General features: G+C 38.9%; 17 protein-coding genes and 2 riboswitches. Of the genes, 14 read left to right on the forward strand and 3 right to left on the reverse strand.

Going from position 1 to position 15,953, the window contains the following annotated elements:
* Positions 1–126 precede the first annotated feature (126 nt).
* The 8 genes from M3210_RS18175 to M3210_RS18210 all read left to right on the forward strand — a co-directional run bounded on the left by M3210_RS18175 (position 127) and on the right by M3210_RS18210 (position 8,545).
* A complete protein-coding gene (locus tag M3210_RS18175; RefSeq protein ID WP_251517338.1) occupies positions 127–600 on the forward strand; it encodes an alpha/beta fold hydrolase in 474 nt (157 codons plus the stop codon).
* Positions 597–941: an ASCH domain-containing protein gene (locus M3210_RS18180; RefSeq protein ID WP_251517340.1), complete on the forward strand. Its 345-nt coding sequence runs from the start codon at positions 597–599 to the stop codon at positions 939–941. The genes M3210_RS18175 and M3210_RS18180 overlap by 4 nt, the downstream gene beginning before the upstream one ends.
* Before the next feature lie 198 nt (positions 942–1,139).
* Positions 1,140–2,417 carry a M20 family metallopeptidase gene (locus tag M3210_RS18185; protein WP_251517342.1) on the forward strand — a complete coding sequence of 426 codons (1,278 nt, stop codon included), beginning with the start codon at positions 1,140–1,142 and terminating at the stop codon, positions 2,415–2,417.
* Between the two features lie 167 nt (positions 2,418–2,584).
* Entirely contained in the window at positions 2,585–4,042 is a 1,458-nt protein-coding gene (locus tag M3210_RS18190) for a protein adenylyltransferase SelO (RefSeq protein WP_251517345.1), read from the forward strand.
* A gap of 195 nt (positions 4,043–4,237) precedes the next feature.
* Positions 4,238–4,319: riboswitch (ZMP/ZTP riboswitch) on the forward strand.
* A gap of 95 nt (positions 4,320–4,414) precedes the next feature.
* Positions 4,415–4,491: riboswitch (glycine riboswitch) on the forward strand.
* Positions 4,492–4,603: 112 nt separating this feature from the next.
* Positions 4,604–5,803 (forward strand): phosphoglycerate dehydrogenase, encoded by a 1,200-nt coding sequence (locus M3210_RS18195; RefSeq protein ID WP_251517348.1) that lies wholly within the window; start codon positions 4,604–4,606, stop codon positions 5,801–5,803.
* Between the two features lie 127 nt (positions 5,804–5,930).
* Entirely contained in the window at positions 5,931–6,575 is a 645-nt protein-coding gene (gene trhA / locus M3210_RS18200) for a PAQR family membrane homeostasis protein TrhA (protein WP_251517350.1), read from the forward strand.
* 145 nt (positions 6,576–6,720) lie between these two features.
* Complete coding sequence (locus tag M3210_RS18205) at positions 6,721–7,266, forward strand: phosphatase PAP2 family protein (RefSeq protein WP_251517352.1); 546 nt, start codon at positions 6,721–6,723, stop codon at positions 7,264–7,266.
* Between the two features lie 130 nt (positions 7,267–7,396).
* Positions 7,397–8,545 (forward strand): glycosyltransferase family 4 protein, encoded by a 1,149-nt coding sequence (locus M3210_RS18210; RefSeq protein ID WP_251517354.1) that lies wholly within the window; start codon positions 7,397–7,399, stop codon positions 8,543–8,545.
* A gap of 27 nt (positions 8,546–8,572) precedes the next feature.
* Here M3210_RS18210 and M3210_RS18215 read toward each other — a convergent pair whose 3' ends face one another.
* Entirely contained in the window at positions 8,573–9,793 is a 1,221-nt protein-coding gene (locus tag M3210_RS18215; RefSeq protein WP_251517372.1) for a dicarboxylate/amino acid:cation symporter, read from the reverse strand.
* 253 nt (positions 9,794–10,046) lie between these two features.
* On the opposite strand from M3210_RS18215, the gene M3210_RS18220 reads away from it, so the two are divergent.
* The 3 genes from M3210_RS18220 (at position 10,047) to M3210_RS18230 (ending at position 12,185) form a co-directional block, all read left to right on the forward strand.
* Complete coding sequence (locus tag M3210_RS18220) at positions 10,047–10,697, forward strand: deoxynucleoside kinase (RefSeq protein WP_251517356.1); 651 nt, start codon at positions 10,047–10,049, stop codon at positions 10,695–10,697.
* Positions 10,694–11,392, forward strand: a complete 699-nt coding sequence (locus M3210_RS18225; protein WP_251517358.1) for a deoxynucleoside kinase — start codon at positions 10,694–10,696, stop codon at positions 11,390–11,392. Before M3210_RS18220 ends, M3210_RS18225 begins: the two co-directional genes overlap by 4 nt.
* 61 nt (positions 11,393–11,453) lie before the next feature.
* Complete coding sequence (locus M3210_RS18230; RefSeq protein ID WP_251517360.1) at positions 11,454–12,185, forward strand: hypothetical protein; 732 nt, start codon at positions 11,454–11,456, stop codon at positions 12,183–12,185.
* Positions 12,186–12,302: 117 nt separating this feature from the next.
* Here M3210_RS18230 and M3210_RS18235 read toward each other — a convergent pair whose 3' ends face one another.
* Positions 12,303–12,698, reverse strand: coding sequence for an RDD family protein (locus M3210_RS18235; protein WP_251517362.1), 396 nt, complete (start codon positions 12,696–12,698; stop codon positions 12,303–12,305).
* 373 nt (positions 12,699–13,071) lie between these two features.
* On the opposite strand from M3210_RS18235, the gene M3210_RS18240 reads away from it, so the two are divergent.
* The 3 genes from M3210_RS18240 to M3210_RS18250 are packed head-to-tail and all read left to right on the forward strand — an operon-like array spanning position 13,072 to position 14,782.
* Entirely contained in the window at positions 13,072–13,482 is a 411-nt protein-coding gene (locus M3210_RS18240; protein ID WP_251517364.1) for a hypothetical protein, read from the forward strand.
* 16 nt (positions 13,483–13,498) lie between these two features.
* Entirely contained in the window at positions 13,499–14,281 is a 783-nt protein-coding gene (locus tag M3210_RS18245) for a hypothetical protein (RefSeq protein ID WP_251517366.1), read from the forward strand.
* A 51-nt stretch (positions 14,282–14,332) separates the two neighbouring features.
* On the forward strand, positions 14,333–14,782 hold the full coding sequence (locus M3210_RS18250; protein WP_251517368.1) for a hypothetical protein: 450 nt from the start codon (positions 14,333–14,335) through the stop codon (positions 14,780–14,782).
* Positions 14,783–14,784: 2 nt separating this feature from the next.
* On the opposite strand, the gene M3210_RS18255 is transcribed toward M3210_RS18250, so the two are convergent.
* Positions 14,785–15,669: a GNAT family N-acetyltransferase gene (locus M3210_RS18255; protein WP_251517370.1), complete on the reverse strand. Its 885-nt coding sequence runs from the start codon at positions 15,667–15,669 to the stop codon at positions 14,785–14,787.
* Positions 15,670–15,953 lie beyond the last annotated feature (284 nt).

Here is a 15,953-nt window from a genome sequence, read left to right on the forward strand (position 1 = left end):
ACTAAATATAACAAAACCTTCCAATCACTATGTAGTGGAGGGTTATTTGGCATACGTAATTTTAGTATATCATGAGAGAATTAATTTTTTTAGAGAAAAATATTGACAACTATTAGCTGGTTTAGCATGTATTGCCCGGAGTCGCCGTTAAATAAAAGGGTATTGGAAATACTGGAGATTTTAAAAACATCTAATGATCGCGAAGAAAGAAGAAACGCTGGTGTAGAATGGTCGAATATGTCGTTGTATCGTCCAGAAAAGAGAAATGAATATTTTCAAAAACCAAGCAGTGGAAAAACAAATGGAAAACGATTGGATTATTATTCTTATACAGAATTACCGACATTTGATATTGTTGACCAATTGAAACATATTACAGTTCCTGTCTTCGTTTATTCCGGTGTACATGATGCTCAATGTCCAATCGTATTTTCTGAAGAAATCCACTCAAACTTACATAATTCGGTTTTATATAAGTTTAGTTATAGCAACCATAGTCCGTTTCTGGAGGAGAGGGAAACTTTTGACGAGATGGTAGCACCATTTCAGTCAATACAACCAAATGCTACACTGGATTTGATAAGAGGTGAATTAACATGAAGCATCAAATGGGGTTATATGGTGAATACTTCCAGTCGATAAAGGAAGGGAGAAAGAAAGTTGAAGTCCGTCTATATGATGAAAAAAGAAGAGAAATCCAAGTTGGTGACATTATTGAATTTGTCAAAGTACCAGAGCAGGATGATAATTTAAGAGTAGAAGTAACGGGGCTTCATCCATATGAGACATTTGAAGCGATGTATAATGATATCCCGTTTGAAGAGTTTGATTGTGGGGGTTGGACAATGGAAGAGATGTTGGATGGAACATACAGTATTTATACAAAAGAGCAAGAAAAAGAATGGGGAGTTTTAGCAATTAGAATTAAAATGGACAGTTAGACATGAATAAAGTGAAATAGACTAATTGTCAATCTCAACTTTAAAATTGACTTATTGTTCCATATCATCCAGGTTGCCATGATATATTCGGAGGTTGAATTAATACTTCCAAATTACTCCTATAGATATATTAAATTAAAGAGCGCATAGAATAGACTAGAACTATGGCTTGGGATAATATCTGGAGGGGTGTGTCTTATGGATGCCAGTATGATTCGACAGATAATCAGATCGAGAAAACAGGAATTGGTCGACCTTGCTGCAGCATTCATTCGAATTCCGTCGGAGAATCCATCAGTTGATTTTGAGAAGTGGTCTGCGGAAATAGGTTTTCAGATTAGCCGGTATTTAGGAGCAAGAGGCTTTAAAATATCCGAGCACGAAAGCAATCAAAATAAGCTGGTTACTGTTATTGGTGAGACTCGATTGAATAGAATACCAGGACCAAGATTGTTGTTATGTGGTCATACGGATGTCGTTCCTGCAGGAGATCCCCTAGAATGGACTTTTGATCCTTATTCTGGTGAAGTTAGAGATGGAATGCTTCTCGGAAGGGGCGCTTCAGATATGAAAGGTGGGATGGCAGCATTAGTTTTTGTAGCCGGACTCCTTCAAGAGTTCGCTTTTTCTTTAAACTTAAAAGGAAGTTTAGCTCTTATTGCTTCACCAGATGAAGAAGATGGCGGTATAGAAGTGGCATCTCTTTTGGAAGAAGGGATGATTACAGGGGATGCATGCCTCATTGGTGAACCGACGCACACGCATCATCCCAACATCGGAGAAAAGGCGATGGCATGGATGCAAATAACAATACCTGGTGAAGCAGACCATGGAAGTCGTCATCCGGTCAGTGGTGTTTCAGCTGTCAAGAAAGGTGCGACTGTAGTCCAAGGATTAGCAAGGTTATGGGATTATACAGCGACGCCACCACGTGAACTTCAGCAACTTTTATACCATACCGAGTGGTTTTTAGCAAACCGTCAAGGCAACCCTATGTTAGCGCATTTGTTATACCGACCTTCTTTTAATACCGGTATTATGCGTGGTGGTACAAAGGTTAATGTCGTTGCGGACAGCTGCACCATCGAAGTGGATATCCGAGTTCCATTTGGGATGAGACCTGAATTTGTCTATGATTTTGTGAGAAATCTAGTTCACGCTGTGTCCCCTGATGCTGTGATAGAGCCAATGGTACGACATAACAATCCGAATTGGACTTCAGAGAATAGCAAAATTGTGCAGGCTGTGGAGGAAGGAATCCGTACGGTCCTAGGAAAGGGCGAACCTGTCTTCAGTGTCCTTCTAATTGGTTCAAGCGATGCTAGTCACTTTCGGAATCATGGAATCGATACGATACTATACGGTCCTGGAATCCAAGACACAATCCATGGGTACGATGAACAAGTTTCGGTGGAGAATCTTGTACAATGTGCTGAGGTGTTTGCAGAGGCTGCCATAAGGTATTTAACGGAGTAAGTGGTAATGGATTTGGTAAATTTCCACGACAGCTAGTTTCTTTCTTCAATTCTAACTCATCTATCTATTTTACAAGTTCGCTTATACAGTCAAATACCTTGAATAACTATGGTCCTAAGAAGTACACTAATCCGTATAACATATCATCTATACCATAAGGAGTCTTTATGAAAAATAATCAAGGCTGGAACCTAAAAAATACGTACACCGATCTCCCGGAGATTTTCTATGAGCAAGTCACACCGAACCCTGTCAGACAACCAAAACTAGTCATATACAATGATGAATTAGGAGCATCAGTTGGCTTGAACAATGAGGAAATGAAGGGTGCAGAAGCTGTTGAAATATTCGCCGGCAACCGTGTTCCGACAAACTCCATTCCTATTGCTCAAAGCTACGCTGGACATCAATTCGGACATTTCACGATGTTAGGTGATGGAAGAGCCATGTTAATTGGTGAACACATTACTCCAGATAACGAACGATATGATATCCAACTTAAAGGTGCAGGTAAAACCCCTTATTCACGTGGTGGTGATGGCAGGGCTGCACTCGGTCCGATGTTAAGGGAATATATCATCAGTGAAGCAATGCATAGATTGAATATACCGACGACGAGAAGTCTCGCGGTAGTCACTACTGGAGAGATGATCCAACGTGAAATCGAATTGGAAGGAGCAATTTTAACAAGGGTTGCATCAAGTCATATACGCGTTGGAACTTTTCAATTTGCTGCGAAATATGGAGAGATAGAAGAGCTTGTGAAACTTGCTGATTACACGATAGAACGCCATGACCCTGATGTAATGGAGTCACCTAATCCTTATCTTGCATTTTTGCAGGAAGTCATTAGACGCCAAGCGCAATTGATCGCCAAATGGCAGCTTGTTGGTTTTATCCATGGCGTCATGAATACGGATAATATGACAATTAGCGGAGAAACCATCGATTACGGTCCCTGTGCTTTCATGGATCATTACGATCCAAAAACGGTATTCAGTTCGATTGATTACAATGGTCGTTATGCCTATCAAAATCAGCCAGGTATTGCCTCTTGGAACCTGGCCCGCTTTGCCGAATCACTTCTGCCGTTACTTGGTCGTGGTAAGGAAGAAGCGGTGAATAACGCACAAGGGGCTATTTCAGAATTTAGTAAGCTGTATCGTCACCATTATTATGCTGGTATGCGGGCTAAACTTGGAATCATGGACGAAGAAGCCGAAGATGAGAAATTAATTCAAGATTTGTTGTCCATGATGCAGCATTATCAAGTTGATTATACGAATACTTTCCTTGCGTTAACGTATGAAGATGAATCGAACTTCCCTATGGGAGCAATGGAAGATTTTAAGAAATGGAAGACAAAATGGCAGGAACGACTTAGCAGGCAAAAGCAAAGTAAAGAAGAAAGCCATGAACTCATGCGAAAGAGCAATCCAGCGCTCATCCCAAGAAACCGCTGGGTAGAGGAAGCGATCGCAGCTGTAGTTCAAAACGACGACAAGACGGTGATGGAAAGCCTGTTAGCCATGTTGAAAAATCCTTATGCCCATTCTGATGAACAGAAAGAATTTGCCCAGAGAAATTATGAAATAGACGAATATCAGACATTTTGTGGTACGTGAAATGTGCGAACAGAAAAGAGAAACAAGCAAATGAATTGCTCGTTTCTCTTTTTTATGTGTGAAATGGAAAGGGTATATTAAAGGTAGTGGATAGAGGGAGTATAATAATAACTCCATCTGACTGAAAAATTTAAAATATCGGCTCTTTACCTATTGAAATATATTTTAAATTCTGTTAAGATAGCTTCAAATTGAAACGTTACGTGTAACTGGCGAAAATGCGGAGTACCGCAAGGGAGCACGTAATGAGTATGTGTCGATCGCCTGGGCAGGTAAGGGAACTTTCATAACTCCTTGCCTTTTTATATTTAAGGGGGCGGTCAGAAAAGAGAATATTTTCAAGCGACGAATGTTGTGGGTGACACTATGACAGGAGCAGCTTCTGGAGAGAATGCAAATTGCATCGCCGAAGGGTTCAAAATCTCAGGCAAAAGGACAGAAGAAAACAAGAGGTTTTTTTGTTGTTTTCGTTCTTTCTGAGATTGGAATTATTCCAGTCTTTTTTTATTTCTTAGGAGACGAGAAAGAAAAGTAAAGCCAAAAAGGAGAAAGATTAGAGAGATGACAACAATAACTTTAGACAAAATTAAAACGATCAAAACATTAAACAATATTGCTAAGTCTGGAATGGCAGTTTTAAAGGATGAAAACTATAAAGTTGATAATGAAGCAAAGAATCCTGATGGAATCGTTGTGCGCAGTTATCACATGCATGATATGGAGTTCAATGACAATTTGAAGGCTATTGCGCGTGCTGGAGCTGGTGTAAACAACATCCCCATCCGAGCTTGTGCGGAAAAGGGAATTGTAGTTTTCAATACGCCTGGAGCAAATGCCAACGCGGTCAAAGAAATGGTGCTTACGGCAATAATGGCTTCTTCCCGTAATTTATTTCAGGGGATTGAGTGGGTAAATTCGCTGAAAGGAAAGGGAGAAGATGTACCCAAGCTCATTGAAGAGGGGAAAAAGCAATTTGTCGGTCGAGAAGTGAAAGGAAAAAAACTTGGTGTGATTGGGCTGGGGGCAATTGGTGCTCTCGTTGCGAATGATGCGTTGAACTTGGATATGGATGTTATTGGTTACGATCCATATATATCTGTTGATACTGCATGGAGACTTTCACGAAATATCGAACGTGCGATGTCCATGGAGGAAGTATTTGAAAAAGCGGATTATATAACGATTCATGTCCCACTGACGGAAGAAACGAAAGGTAAACTGAATGCGGAGGCTTTCCAACGCATGAAACCTGGCGTCCATTTATTTAACTTTTCACGTGGTGGCTTAGTGAATGAGGATGACCTGGAAGTTGCATTAAAAGAAGGTCAGATTGGTAAATATATCACTGACTTCCCGAATGATCGTATTTTGCATATGGAAAATGCAATTGCTTTACCGCATCTCGGGGCATCTACAAAAGAATCTGAAGAAAATTGTGCAAGGATGGCTACCCATCAATTAAAAGATTTTCTGGAAACAGGTAATATCCGTAATGCTGTTAATTTCCCGAATGCGATTCTTCCTTATACAGGAAAACGCAGAATCACCGTATTCCATCGGAACGTACCGAATATGGTAGGACAAATCAGTTCCATCATTTCTACGCGGGAATTGAATATAGCGGCGATGATCAATAAAAGTCGTGGTGATTTTGCCTATACGATGATAGATATCGATGAAAAAGTGAATGGTGATGTTTTGCCGGGTATTCAAGCGGAAATCAATGCTATTGAAAATGTGATACGTATACGGATTATTTAACTTCAAGGGGATAGAGGCGATTCTATCCCCTTTTTATGATAAAATAACCCACTTCTGGTTAATCTAAGAACAATAAAGGTATACATCTGGTATACTAGACAAAATAAGTAATTAAGGAATGATGTTTTTGGCAACAACACATGTTTTTACGAAAGGTGAAGAGGTTGCAAATGCAATCACGCATGGAATTGGGGCACTCTTCAGTATCGCGGGATTAGTTGTATTGATTCTTACTGCAGCTACAGAAGGAACTGCATTACATGTTGTGAGTTTCACCATATTTGGTTCAACGATGCTCGTCTTGTATTTTTCTTCTACGATGGCCCACGCTTTACCACCGGGGAAGGCCAAGGATCTTTTTGAGATTTTTGATCATGCTTCCATTTATTTGTTCATTGCAGGGACCTATACTCCACTTATTTTTCATGTAATTCAAGGGACACTGGGCTGGACGATGTTTGGCATCGTTTGGGGAATTGCGTTGGGAGGCATTATATTTAAAGCATTCTTTACGAAGAAATTCCTCATCACTTCTACATTATTATATGTATTAATGGGATGGATTGTCGTCCTTGGTTGGAATCAGATTGTCGCGAATCTTCATCCGACGGGCCTGATGTTACTCGTTGTTGGCGGGATGTTTTATACGTTCGGTTGTATCTTCTATATATGGCGTGGGTTCCCGTATCATCACCTTGTATGGCATCTATTCGTGATATTTGGTACCGTTTGTCATTACTTCTGTGTGTTGTTGTTTTTATTGCCAAGTTAATAAAATATATGAATATATTTTCGAAATCAGCAGATGAACCTGCTGATTTTTTTATTGTATGGAATTTTACAATAGCTTTAAAGTAAATTAGCAATGGATTAGTATTCATCCCTTAAGATGGAGGTAGAAGAAGGAGGGATGAAGGATGAAAATATGGGATAACTTGTATGAAGTGGATAGTCAGCTTTTCCGGTCGATTAATAAATATTTTGATCATCCTCTGTTACAGCGATATTTTCGTATCATTACTCATTTAGGTGGGGCAACGTTCACTATCGCTGGGGTTGTTTTACTCATGCTTTTTACCCGTCAAGAAGTTCAGATGACTGCGATTGCTGCGGCTATTTCTTTAGCAGTCAGCCATTTGCCTGTTGCAATCATGAAAAAGATTTACCCAAGAAGACGTCCTTATTTTGTTTTGGAAAATACGAATGTATTGGATAATCCATTAAAGGACCACTCCTTTCCTTCTGGTCATACGACCGCGATTTTTTCTGTCACCGTGCCATTTATTTTATTATCCCCGTTACTGTTCTCCGCACTATTATTCATTGGAGTTTCAGTTGGCTTATCACGAATTTTCTTAGGACTACATTATCCTTCAGATGTGTTGGTAGGAATGATGCTTGGCAGTACAACCGGTCTGTGTTCATTTTTAGCGATACAGCAATTTGTTCCGCATGTTTTGTAAATGGTGCATGATCTTTTGAACTTTTAAAGATGTAGGGAAGCACAGCGCTGTAATCCGGTTGGAAAACGCATAATGAATAAAGTATTACGGTATGGAAGTTATCAAAAATGATAATCATGTGGGGGTTATTATGAGAATAGCTATTTTTACAGATACTTTTGTTCCAGATGTGAATGGGGTGGCAAGGACGCTTGATCGATATACGAAATTCTTAAAGAAAAATAATATTGATTATCGTGTATTTGCACCAAAAGCGACGAAAGAGAGTCAATTTTCTTCACAAGTTTTATCCTTTCAAAGTATGCCATTTTTATTGTATCCTGAATGCCGGATAGCTTTTCCTAACATGTTACAGATCAAAGAGGAAATAATGGAATTTAAGCCGGATATTATCCATGTGGCGACACCTTTTAATTTAGGCTTATGTGGACTGCATTTTGCTAAAAAGTATCATATCCCTCTAGTTGGTTCCTATCATACAGATTTTGATAAATATCTTGAACACTATCACTTACAATTTTTGACGGATGTGCTATGGAAATATTTGAAATGGTTTCATCGTCCACTGGAAAAGATTTTTGTACCTTCCATTGATACGAAAGTACGTCTGGAGGAACATGATTTTAAAAATATAGCTATTTGGCCAAGAGGAATTGACGGAGATATTTTCCATCGTGATTATCATACAGAATTGGTTCGAACAACATACGGTATAGAAGAAAAGTATATACTGCTCTATGTAGGACGGATTGCGTCAGAAAAAGATATTATGCTTTTACCGTCTATTGCTGAGCACTTACCAGAAGGGATAAAAGAAAAGGTCCACTGGCTTGTTGTAGGTGATGGCCCACTGAAAGAGGGTCTGAAGACAGCGGCACCAGATAATATGACATTGACTGGATTTATTGAAGGTAAAGAACTTGCGAGAGTCTATGCTGCAGCAAATCTCTTTGTATTCCCATCCGCATCAGAGACATTCGGAAATGTTGTTTTAGAATCACTCGCTTGTGGTACACCAGTGATTGGTGCGGATGCAGGTGGTGTAAGGAACATCATCGAACGGGGAAAGACGGGTCTTTTATGTGAAGAGAAAAATGCTATGCAGTTTGCGCAAGCAGTTGTTTCGTTGCTTTCCAATGATGAACTACGAGTTCGAATGGGGGAACAGGGATTTCAATACGCCCAAGCTCAATCCTGGGAGACCATCTTTCATCGATTACTAGACAACTATGAAGATGTTCTTTCAATAGATACATGGAAATTAGATATTCTTGCATAGAAAAAGAGGACGATTTCGTCCTCTTTTTTAATTGGCTGTGTGGGTATTTCGTTTTTCCCTTTCGGACAAGATATATGCACAAGTCGCATCTCCGGTAATGTTGACGGATGTTCTGACCATGTCCAGTAATCGGTCCACACCGATAATCAATGCAATTCCTTCTACCGGGAGATTGACTTGATTTAACACCATCGCAAGCATGACCAATCCTACACTAGGAACTCCAGCAGTTCCGATACTTGCAAGCGTAGCGGTCAGGATAACAAGTAAATAATCGGTGAGTGACAATGGAATGGCGTACACCTGAGAAATGAATACGACTGCGACTGCTTGCATAATCGCAGTACCATCCATATTGATGGTTGCTCCTAAAGGTTGCACGAAGCTTGAGATTTCTTTTTTTACGCCAAGTTTTTCTTGAGCGGTTTTCATTGAAATCGGTAATGTCGCATTGGAACTGGATGTACTGAAACCAACTGACATTGCAGGGAAGAACCCTTTAAAAAATGTTACCGGATTTGCTTTGCCAAGAAACAAAATCGCTGAGCCATATACGAACGTACCATGGATAAGGAGACTGAGAAGGACGGCAATCATATACATTGCCATAGAGCTTAAAGCATCAATTCCAGCTCCTCCAATTGCAGAAGCGATCAGCGCGAACGCTCCATATGGTGCCACATACATGATTTTGGTAATTAACCAATTTAATATTTCGTTAGCCTGTTCAAACAATTGATGGATACCAATTGTCTTTTCTTTTAAAATGGCAAGTGCAATCCCAATAAATACAGCAAATGCAATAATTTGCAACATGTCTCCCGATGCCATCGCACTTATTGGGTTTTCAGGGATAATATTAGTTATCGTATCCATGATTGGGGGTGCTTCTTCCCCTTCAAATGTTGCATCTGTTTCAAATACGCCTTCTTTTCCAGGCTCTAGTATATTTCCTATTCCTAAACCAATTGCAATGGCGATCGCTGATGTAACTAGGAAAAACCCCAGTGCACCAATACCTATCTTACCTAATTCAGCCGGGTTACCAAGGCCTGCTGTTCCAAGTACGATGGATACAAATACAATTGGTACTACGAGCATCATAATCAGATTTAAGAAAATTTGCCCTACTGGGCTTAATAAGTACGTATCAATGTTATTAAAAATATTACTAGGCACAAATGTCAAACATATACCTGCAACAACACCTGCTATTAGTGCGATTACAATTTGTTTCGTTAAACTCATCTTTACTCCCCATCTTTCTTTAAATAATATGGATTCGTTCCGGCGTAGAAATGCTAGTATGGACAAGGAAGGTTGGTTGGTCGCTGGCTGAATTGGAATGTAATAGAATATACCCCTAACTTCTAACATCCTAACCTACTAAATCTAGCTCATCATAAAATGTAAAATTGAAATATGGAGTACATTTCCTCTCTAGTAGAATAAAAAATATTATGTTAGAATATGAAAGGTCTGATTTGAGGAGGGAGTTAGAATGGCGAAAATACCATTCATTGCAGTTGAAGGTCCAATTGGCATTGGAAAAACATCGCTGGCACAAAGGATATCCACTCATTTTGATTTTCATTTATTAAAAGAAATTGTCGATGAAAACCCTTTTCTCGGTAAATTTTATGAAGATGTAAGCGAATGGAGCTTTCAAACGGAAATGTTTTTTTTATGTAATCGTTATAAACAATTGGAAGATATACAGAAGAACTATTTAATGAAGCAACATCCTATTGTTGCTGATTATCATATAGCTAAAAATATGATCTTTGCAAGACGTACACTAAGTGGCAACCAGTTGGAAAAATATGAGCAGATTTATGAAATTCTTACAAAGGACATGCCTTTGCCGAATTTAATCATATACATAACAGGAAGTCTAGAAACCATTTTGGAACGAATTAAAAAGCGTGATAGAAAAATTGAAAGAAATATTGATCCTGCATACTTAAATCAGCTTTCTAGTGATTACGATCATTTTATGGAGAGATTTGAACAGGAACATCCCGAAATCCCCGTTCTACGAATAAACGGTGATGAGCAGGATTTCGTCCGTTATCCGGAAAAATTGAATTCTATTATCGCAGCCGTGGAAGAAAAGTTAGAAGAGCTTATGGTAAAAGGAGCAGAACAATGAATGCAAGAGAAAAATACGGAATCCCAAATGATGCAGTAATTACGATTGCCGGTACCGTTGGTGTAGGCAAATCCACGATGACAAAAACGTTAGCAAACGCATTGAATTTCAAGACATCTTTTGAAAAGGTAGATAATAACCCATATTTGGAAAGTTTTTATGAAGATTTTCAGCGTTGGAGCTTCCACTTGCAAGTGTATTTTCTTGCGGAACGGTTCAAAGAACAAAAGAAAATCTTTGAGTATGGCGGCGGATTTGTCCAAGATCGGTCGATATATGAAGACACGGGGATTTTTGCCAAGATGCATTATGAGAAAGGGACGATGACCCCGACCGATTATGAAACGTATAAAAACTTATTTGATGCGATGGTCATGACTCCATATTTTCCTCATCCAGATTTGCTTATCTACATTGAAGGTTCATTGGATGAAGTCCTTGAACGGATCCATGAGCGTGGAAGAGAAATGGAAAAGAGCACACCAATAAGTTATTGGGAAGAAATGCATGACCGTTATAGTAAATGGATTGATAGCTTTAATGCTTGCCCGGTATTGCGGATTAACATCGCTGATTATGATTTGTTCAATGACGAAGAATCGGTTGACTTAATTCTTGAAAAAGTGAGCCGTGTGATTGGTGGCCGCAGCGTGAAGCAGTCTGTTTCTACATTCGCAGATAACCGAATCGAATAGAAAGTCCCTATCTTGTGATTACTGCATAAAATAATGGGAGTAATGCACAAGGGGTGAAACGATGGGGCTCTATATCAATGAAAATAAACTGAATATTTATCGAAATGGTGCGGAACTGGAAGGAAATAACCAGGATGTTTTTATATATAACCATGCATCCGAAATGGTGAAAGAACAAGCCCGTTTTAATCATTCCATTCAATCCCATATACAAAGTATAAAAACGTTGATTGACAACCAACATGTAGAAGAAGAAAGAAAATGGCTGAATGTGGAAGGTCAATTAAAAACCTTGGAACAATTCAATAAAAAGCAAGTTGTGATGGAACAGGAACTGTTGGATCAGCTGACCAAGTTGGAAATGGAACAATCTGCAACCCGTAACCAATTGGAGAAAGGCCGATTAAAAGAAACCGAACTCCAAGAAAAATGGAGTAGGATGTCTTCGAACCATCAGCAACTGCTTCAAAAGTTGGAGAACATTTCAAAGGAAAATGAACAGTTGTCAAACAGTGTGAATAAACAATTGGAAATGCAGGAGAGCATAATGAATCAGTTGGACTCTCAGGAAGAGGCAAATAAAAAGTTTGAAAAACGATTGGATAGTCAGGAAGCACTAACGGCAAAAGTAATGAGACAGCTCGATTACTTCCGCAGTATTCTCTTTGAAAGAACAAACTATTTGTCGGATAAAATTGAAGAAGCTTCGAATTACTTATCCCAATTTTTGAAAAACGATGAATTACCTTCTGCAGAATTCTTTCTTCGCGAAAAACAGAAACAAGGAAAGTAAGCTATAACGTTTTAAATCTTTGTTTCTATCCTTTCATGGTTCATGTGATGGAAAATGAAAACACAGCTCCCTAAGTGTAACGGAGCTGTGTTTTATTGTCTTTAAACTTCAAAACTATTACTTCGACACTTCTCTAACAATGGTGCCTGTCCTCTTGTCGTGGGGAAAGACGGCTCCATCTTGCTCTGCAAAGTTTTTTCGATCACGGATATACTCTATTGTACTCGTCGTATCGCGATGTACCATACGTTTTACGATTTGTTTACCGGTTAATTCGCTGTCATCTTCATTGGCCAGCTCCAGCCCCATCAATTTATAGCCGATCGTACTGCCAGTAGTTTTCAATTGTACATACTCAAGTGTGTACTGTGTTGCAAATGGCAATACTACTGCATGGAAAGCCTCATTCTTAATTTTTTTCCGTAAGATACATTCTGCCCCATATGATACGACACCACTCAGAATAGAATCGATAAGTATTGCTTTTAAACGTTTTTTAGTAATATGCTCCAATATTTTCCCCTCCTGTTTATATTAATTAATAGTTTATACGAAAAATGATAGGATTTGTTTCAAATTTACAGATAAAAAGTTTCAAAATAGCCGGGTAGATAGTTTGATATTTGAGATAATATCATACTTTAGGAATAGAGAGAGGAAAATGCATTTTTTCCTCATAGAAGAAATTTCTATTCTATTATTTCGCTTTGGGAGTATATAACCATGTATTAGTACCGTGCGCGAAGGTTACTCCCAAATAAAATGAAAGGAGGCTATCTTTACTACTAGAACAAAAATAGTTTAATTTTCCGATTTTTAATATTATTCAATCTGTTACTATAAAACTTAACAGTAATTTACTAGAAAAGGGAAAGGAAGAGGTGATGTGGGAAAAACGTTGCGGTTAGGAAGTCTTTTTCTATTGTTGCTCTTACATTTTAATCTATCATCTGCCGAAGCAACCGAAAATACCTCTTTGAATTTACATAAGCAGTCAACTCAAGAAATAATCAACTTGATCCCCACTCTTTTTCACCAAGAAGCCGATAATGCAAAAGAGAAAATGAAGGCACGGAAAGAGGAGTCCGAGTTAGTAATTAAACTGGAAGTTGATACCGTGATCAATGATTTGCAGGACTATCGGATTCAAATTGAAAAAGAGTTGGAAGAATCGAAGAAGGAACGAAGTTTACTAAAAAGATTAAACCATTATGAAAAAGAGAAAGAAGAAAGCATTAGAAAAGAAATCAATACAGAGATAACGGAATATCTGGAAGATTTACTACTTAAACAATGAAAAGGGGAGTTAACTAGTGAAAAAATTTATGCATTCTTTCAAAGGGAAGATTACCATAATTGGATTAGCTATTGTCATGGTTTGGGGGGCGGGGATGGCTTTTGCATCCACGAGTGCAGGGGAGCAGCTGCGTGCATGGTATAACGGGATGTTTGGTCAATCGGTAGCCGATATTGAAGCAGATACAGAAGCGTACGTTGAAAGTAAGTTGCCTGGGCTTGAGGCTGAATATGCTGCTTTAAAAGAGCAAGCCGGTGTGGATATTGATTTAAGCAGGGAATTGGCGACAGGAACAACATTGGAAGAACTTATTCAAGCAAAATTGGAGCATATCGGAGAGATTGATGGGGAGAAACAGGCGATTTTAGCTGAGGTTGGTTTGCAGTTCTACAATGTATTTCTTGATGGGTACTTCGAAATCTTAAGAAATGCAGATGCTGGCCTGGAATATGCAACCAATGACTTAACCACATTTACATCTGAATCAGGGAATGCTGCAATCGCTCAACTGACATCTGATATTGAAGTGGCGAGAGATCAGGCGGTTCAGGAGTTGGAAGAGGCTATACAGGCTGCACAAGAAGAATTAGCGGCAGAGTTGGAAATACAGGAAGAGATTACTTCAAGAAATCTTAGAAACCAAGTGGATTGGGCAATCGACAGCTTGACGGAAGAAGTAAATAACGTCCTGGATGCTTTAGTGAGCCAGCAGGAAGAATTGATTACGGCTACAGCGCAGCAACTGGGTGAAGAAGCAAAAGCTGCTTTAGATGCGGTTATATCAGGCATCAATGAATAATAAGGTTAGGCTCTTTTCCAGAACCTTCCCCTTCTTTTCCGGAGGTTAATCATGAGTAAAAAGAAACGGTCATTTTATATTCTATTGATTAGTGTTTCGCTGTTTACTGGGGGATTAACAATAACTGCTGCAGATTCTTCTATTTCCGGTGTTCTAACAACTTGGTTCAATAATAAGACGGATGAATCCATCGAGGAAATTGACAGAGCAATTCAAGAGGAACAAGCCAAACAAACCGAACGTTTGAAGGCAGCACTGGCAGAAAAGATTACCGAAGTAGAGATAGAATTGCAAGAACTCATTGAAGAAGAAAAGGAAAAGCAAGTTGACATGCTTCGGAAATATGCTGATGAAAAGCTCCAACAACTCCCAAATTTGGAAATAGGAACTGAAGATAAAGCGATGTTGGAAAAGGAGTTGGAACGGATTTATCAAGCTGCGATTAAGGAAATGGAAGAAGTGACCATTGAATATAGTAGTGAAGCTGGAGGGGAGGAATGAAGTTAATTCATTCGCTCCCATTTTTCTTTTGTGATACCATGTAAAACCCATGGAGAAGGTAATGTAAATGAGTGGTTTTTAGGTAATTGGCTGGCTGCTTCTTTTGTTAAATCTACCCAAATATATGTCTGCTCATTTGGATCTTCCTTCACGATATCCTCATATACTGATTGTGTCGTTTCCCATATTCCAGTATGGAGATGTAAGTCATTCCAAGGATACACTAAATGAAGGTAATGATGTTTCTTCTGGTCGGTTTTTAAGATGAAAAATCGGGTCCGTTGTTTGTTTTCAAAGAAACGCCAATGATCGAGTTCATCTCCATTGAATAGTTCCCAAGATGCGGGAAATGGATAATAGCAAGCGTAGGGGAAAATATAATTTGTATCTATGATTGCACCCTGTATCCAGTCCTTCTTTTCGTCTTTGTTATAGACCTCTTGCCATTGTTCCTGATCATTTGATAAGGAAGATAAGTTATCCGTCCATGCTCCATGTAAAGCGGCTAGGGGTGTAAGTCCCAGTTTCTTAAGTACTCGTTTCGCTGGAAGATTATCTTCTTGTGTATTCGCCCCGACCCAGTCGATTCCATCGATATGGAAAGCTTCTTTGATTAAATATCTGTTCAATTCGGTTGCAAGATTTTGACCACGGAATCTGCGATCTGTCCTTAATCGACCTAACATCGCATAGCGTTTTTTAAAGAGTGTAAAGCCGCCGATAACTGCGATTTGATCATTTATGAAAAGCCCAAAAAGCCGATTGTTCCCTTCTGTTAATTGATCAAATACACGTAATACATAGTCGTCCTCTATGCCGGTATCCATATCTTTGAATAGTTCGAGATCCTCTCCATGAAGTCTTCGTATTGCCATTGTGCGTATCATCGAATCTCTTCCTTTCCTATTTCTTGTATCAGTATATCTTTTCTTCAGCAATATTTCAGTCGAGAAGTTTCCAGTACGTTTCAATTGTATTCATGTATAGCTTTCTATAAAATACTTATAAAAGGTAACTCGCTTATTATATTGTTTTGACATAAATAAAGACCTGCGGTGATATGTCAAGAGGTAAATAAATAATTGTTCAGTTATCAAGGTGCATTATCCTTAAAAAAGGCAACACTAAACTAACCCAGTAAAGTTATGCGAATTTACTGGAAATTATTGGA

The organism is Oceanobacillus luteolus (assembly GCF_023715655.1).
Classification (GTDB): Bacteria; Bacillota; Bacilli; order Bacillales; family Amphibacillaceae; genus Oceanobacillus; species Oceanobacillus luteolus.

Excerpts from the sequence above, each read along its gene's own strand:
- M3210_RS18205 (WP_251517352.1), top strand. The coding sequence starts at position 6,721 with ATGAAAATATGGGATAACTTGTATGAAGTGGATAGTCAGCTTTTCCGG.
- M3210_RS18190 (WP_251517345.1), top strand. The coding sequence starts at position 2,585 with ATGAAAAATAATCAAGGCTGGAACCTAAAAAATACGTACACCGATCTC.
- M3210_RS18185 (WP_251517342.1), top strand. The coding sequence starts at position 1,140 with ATGGATGCCAGTATGATTCGACAGATAATCAGATCGAGAAAACAGGAA.
- M3210_RS18175 (WP_251517338.1), top strand. The coding sequence starts at position 127 with ATGTATTGCCCGGAGTCGCCGTTAAATAAAAGGGTATTGGAAATACTG.
- M3210_RS18180 (WP_251517340.1), top strand. The coding sequence starts at position 597 with ATGAAGCATCAAATGGGGTTATATGGTGAATACTTCCAGTCGATAAAG.
- M3210_RS18220 (WP_251517356.1), top strand. The coding sequence starts at position 10,047 with ATGGCGAAAATACCATTCATTGCAGTTGAAGGTCCAATTGGCATTGGA.
- M3210_RS18210 (WP_251517354.1), top strand. The coding sequence starts at position 7,397 with ATGAGAATAGCTATTTTTACAGATACTTTTGTTCCAGATGTGAATGGG.
- M3210_RS18225 (WP_251517358.1), top strand. The coding sequence starts at position 10,694 with ATGAATGCAAGAGAAAAATACGGAATCCCAAATGATGCAGTAATTACG.
- M3210_RS18230 (WP_251517360.1), top strand. The coding sequence starts at position 11,454 with ATGGGGCTCTATATCAATGAAAATAAACTGAATATTTATCGAAATGGT.
- M3210_RS18255 (WP_251517370.1), bottom strand. The coding sequence starts at position 15,669 with ATGATACGCACAATGGCAATACGAAGACTTCATGGAGAGGATCTCGAA.
- M3210_RS18195 (WP_251517348.1), top strand. The coding sequence starts at position 4,604 with ATGACAACAATAACTTTAGACAAAATTAAAACGATCAAAACATTAAAC.
- M3210_RS18250 (WP_251517368.1), top strand. The coding sequence starts at position 14,333 with ATGAGTAAAAAGAAACGGTCATTTTATATTCTATTGATTAGTGTTTCG.
- M3210_RS18215 (WP_251517372.1), bottom strand. The coding sequence starts at position 9,793 with ATGAGTTTAACGAAACAAATTGTAATCGCACTAATAGCAGGTGTTGTT.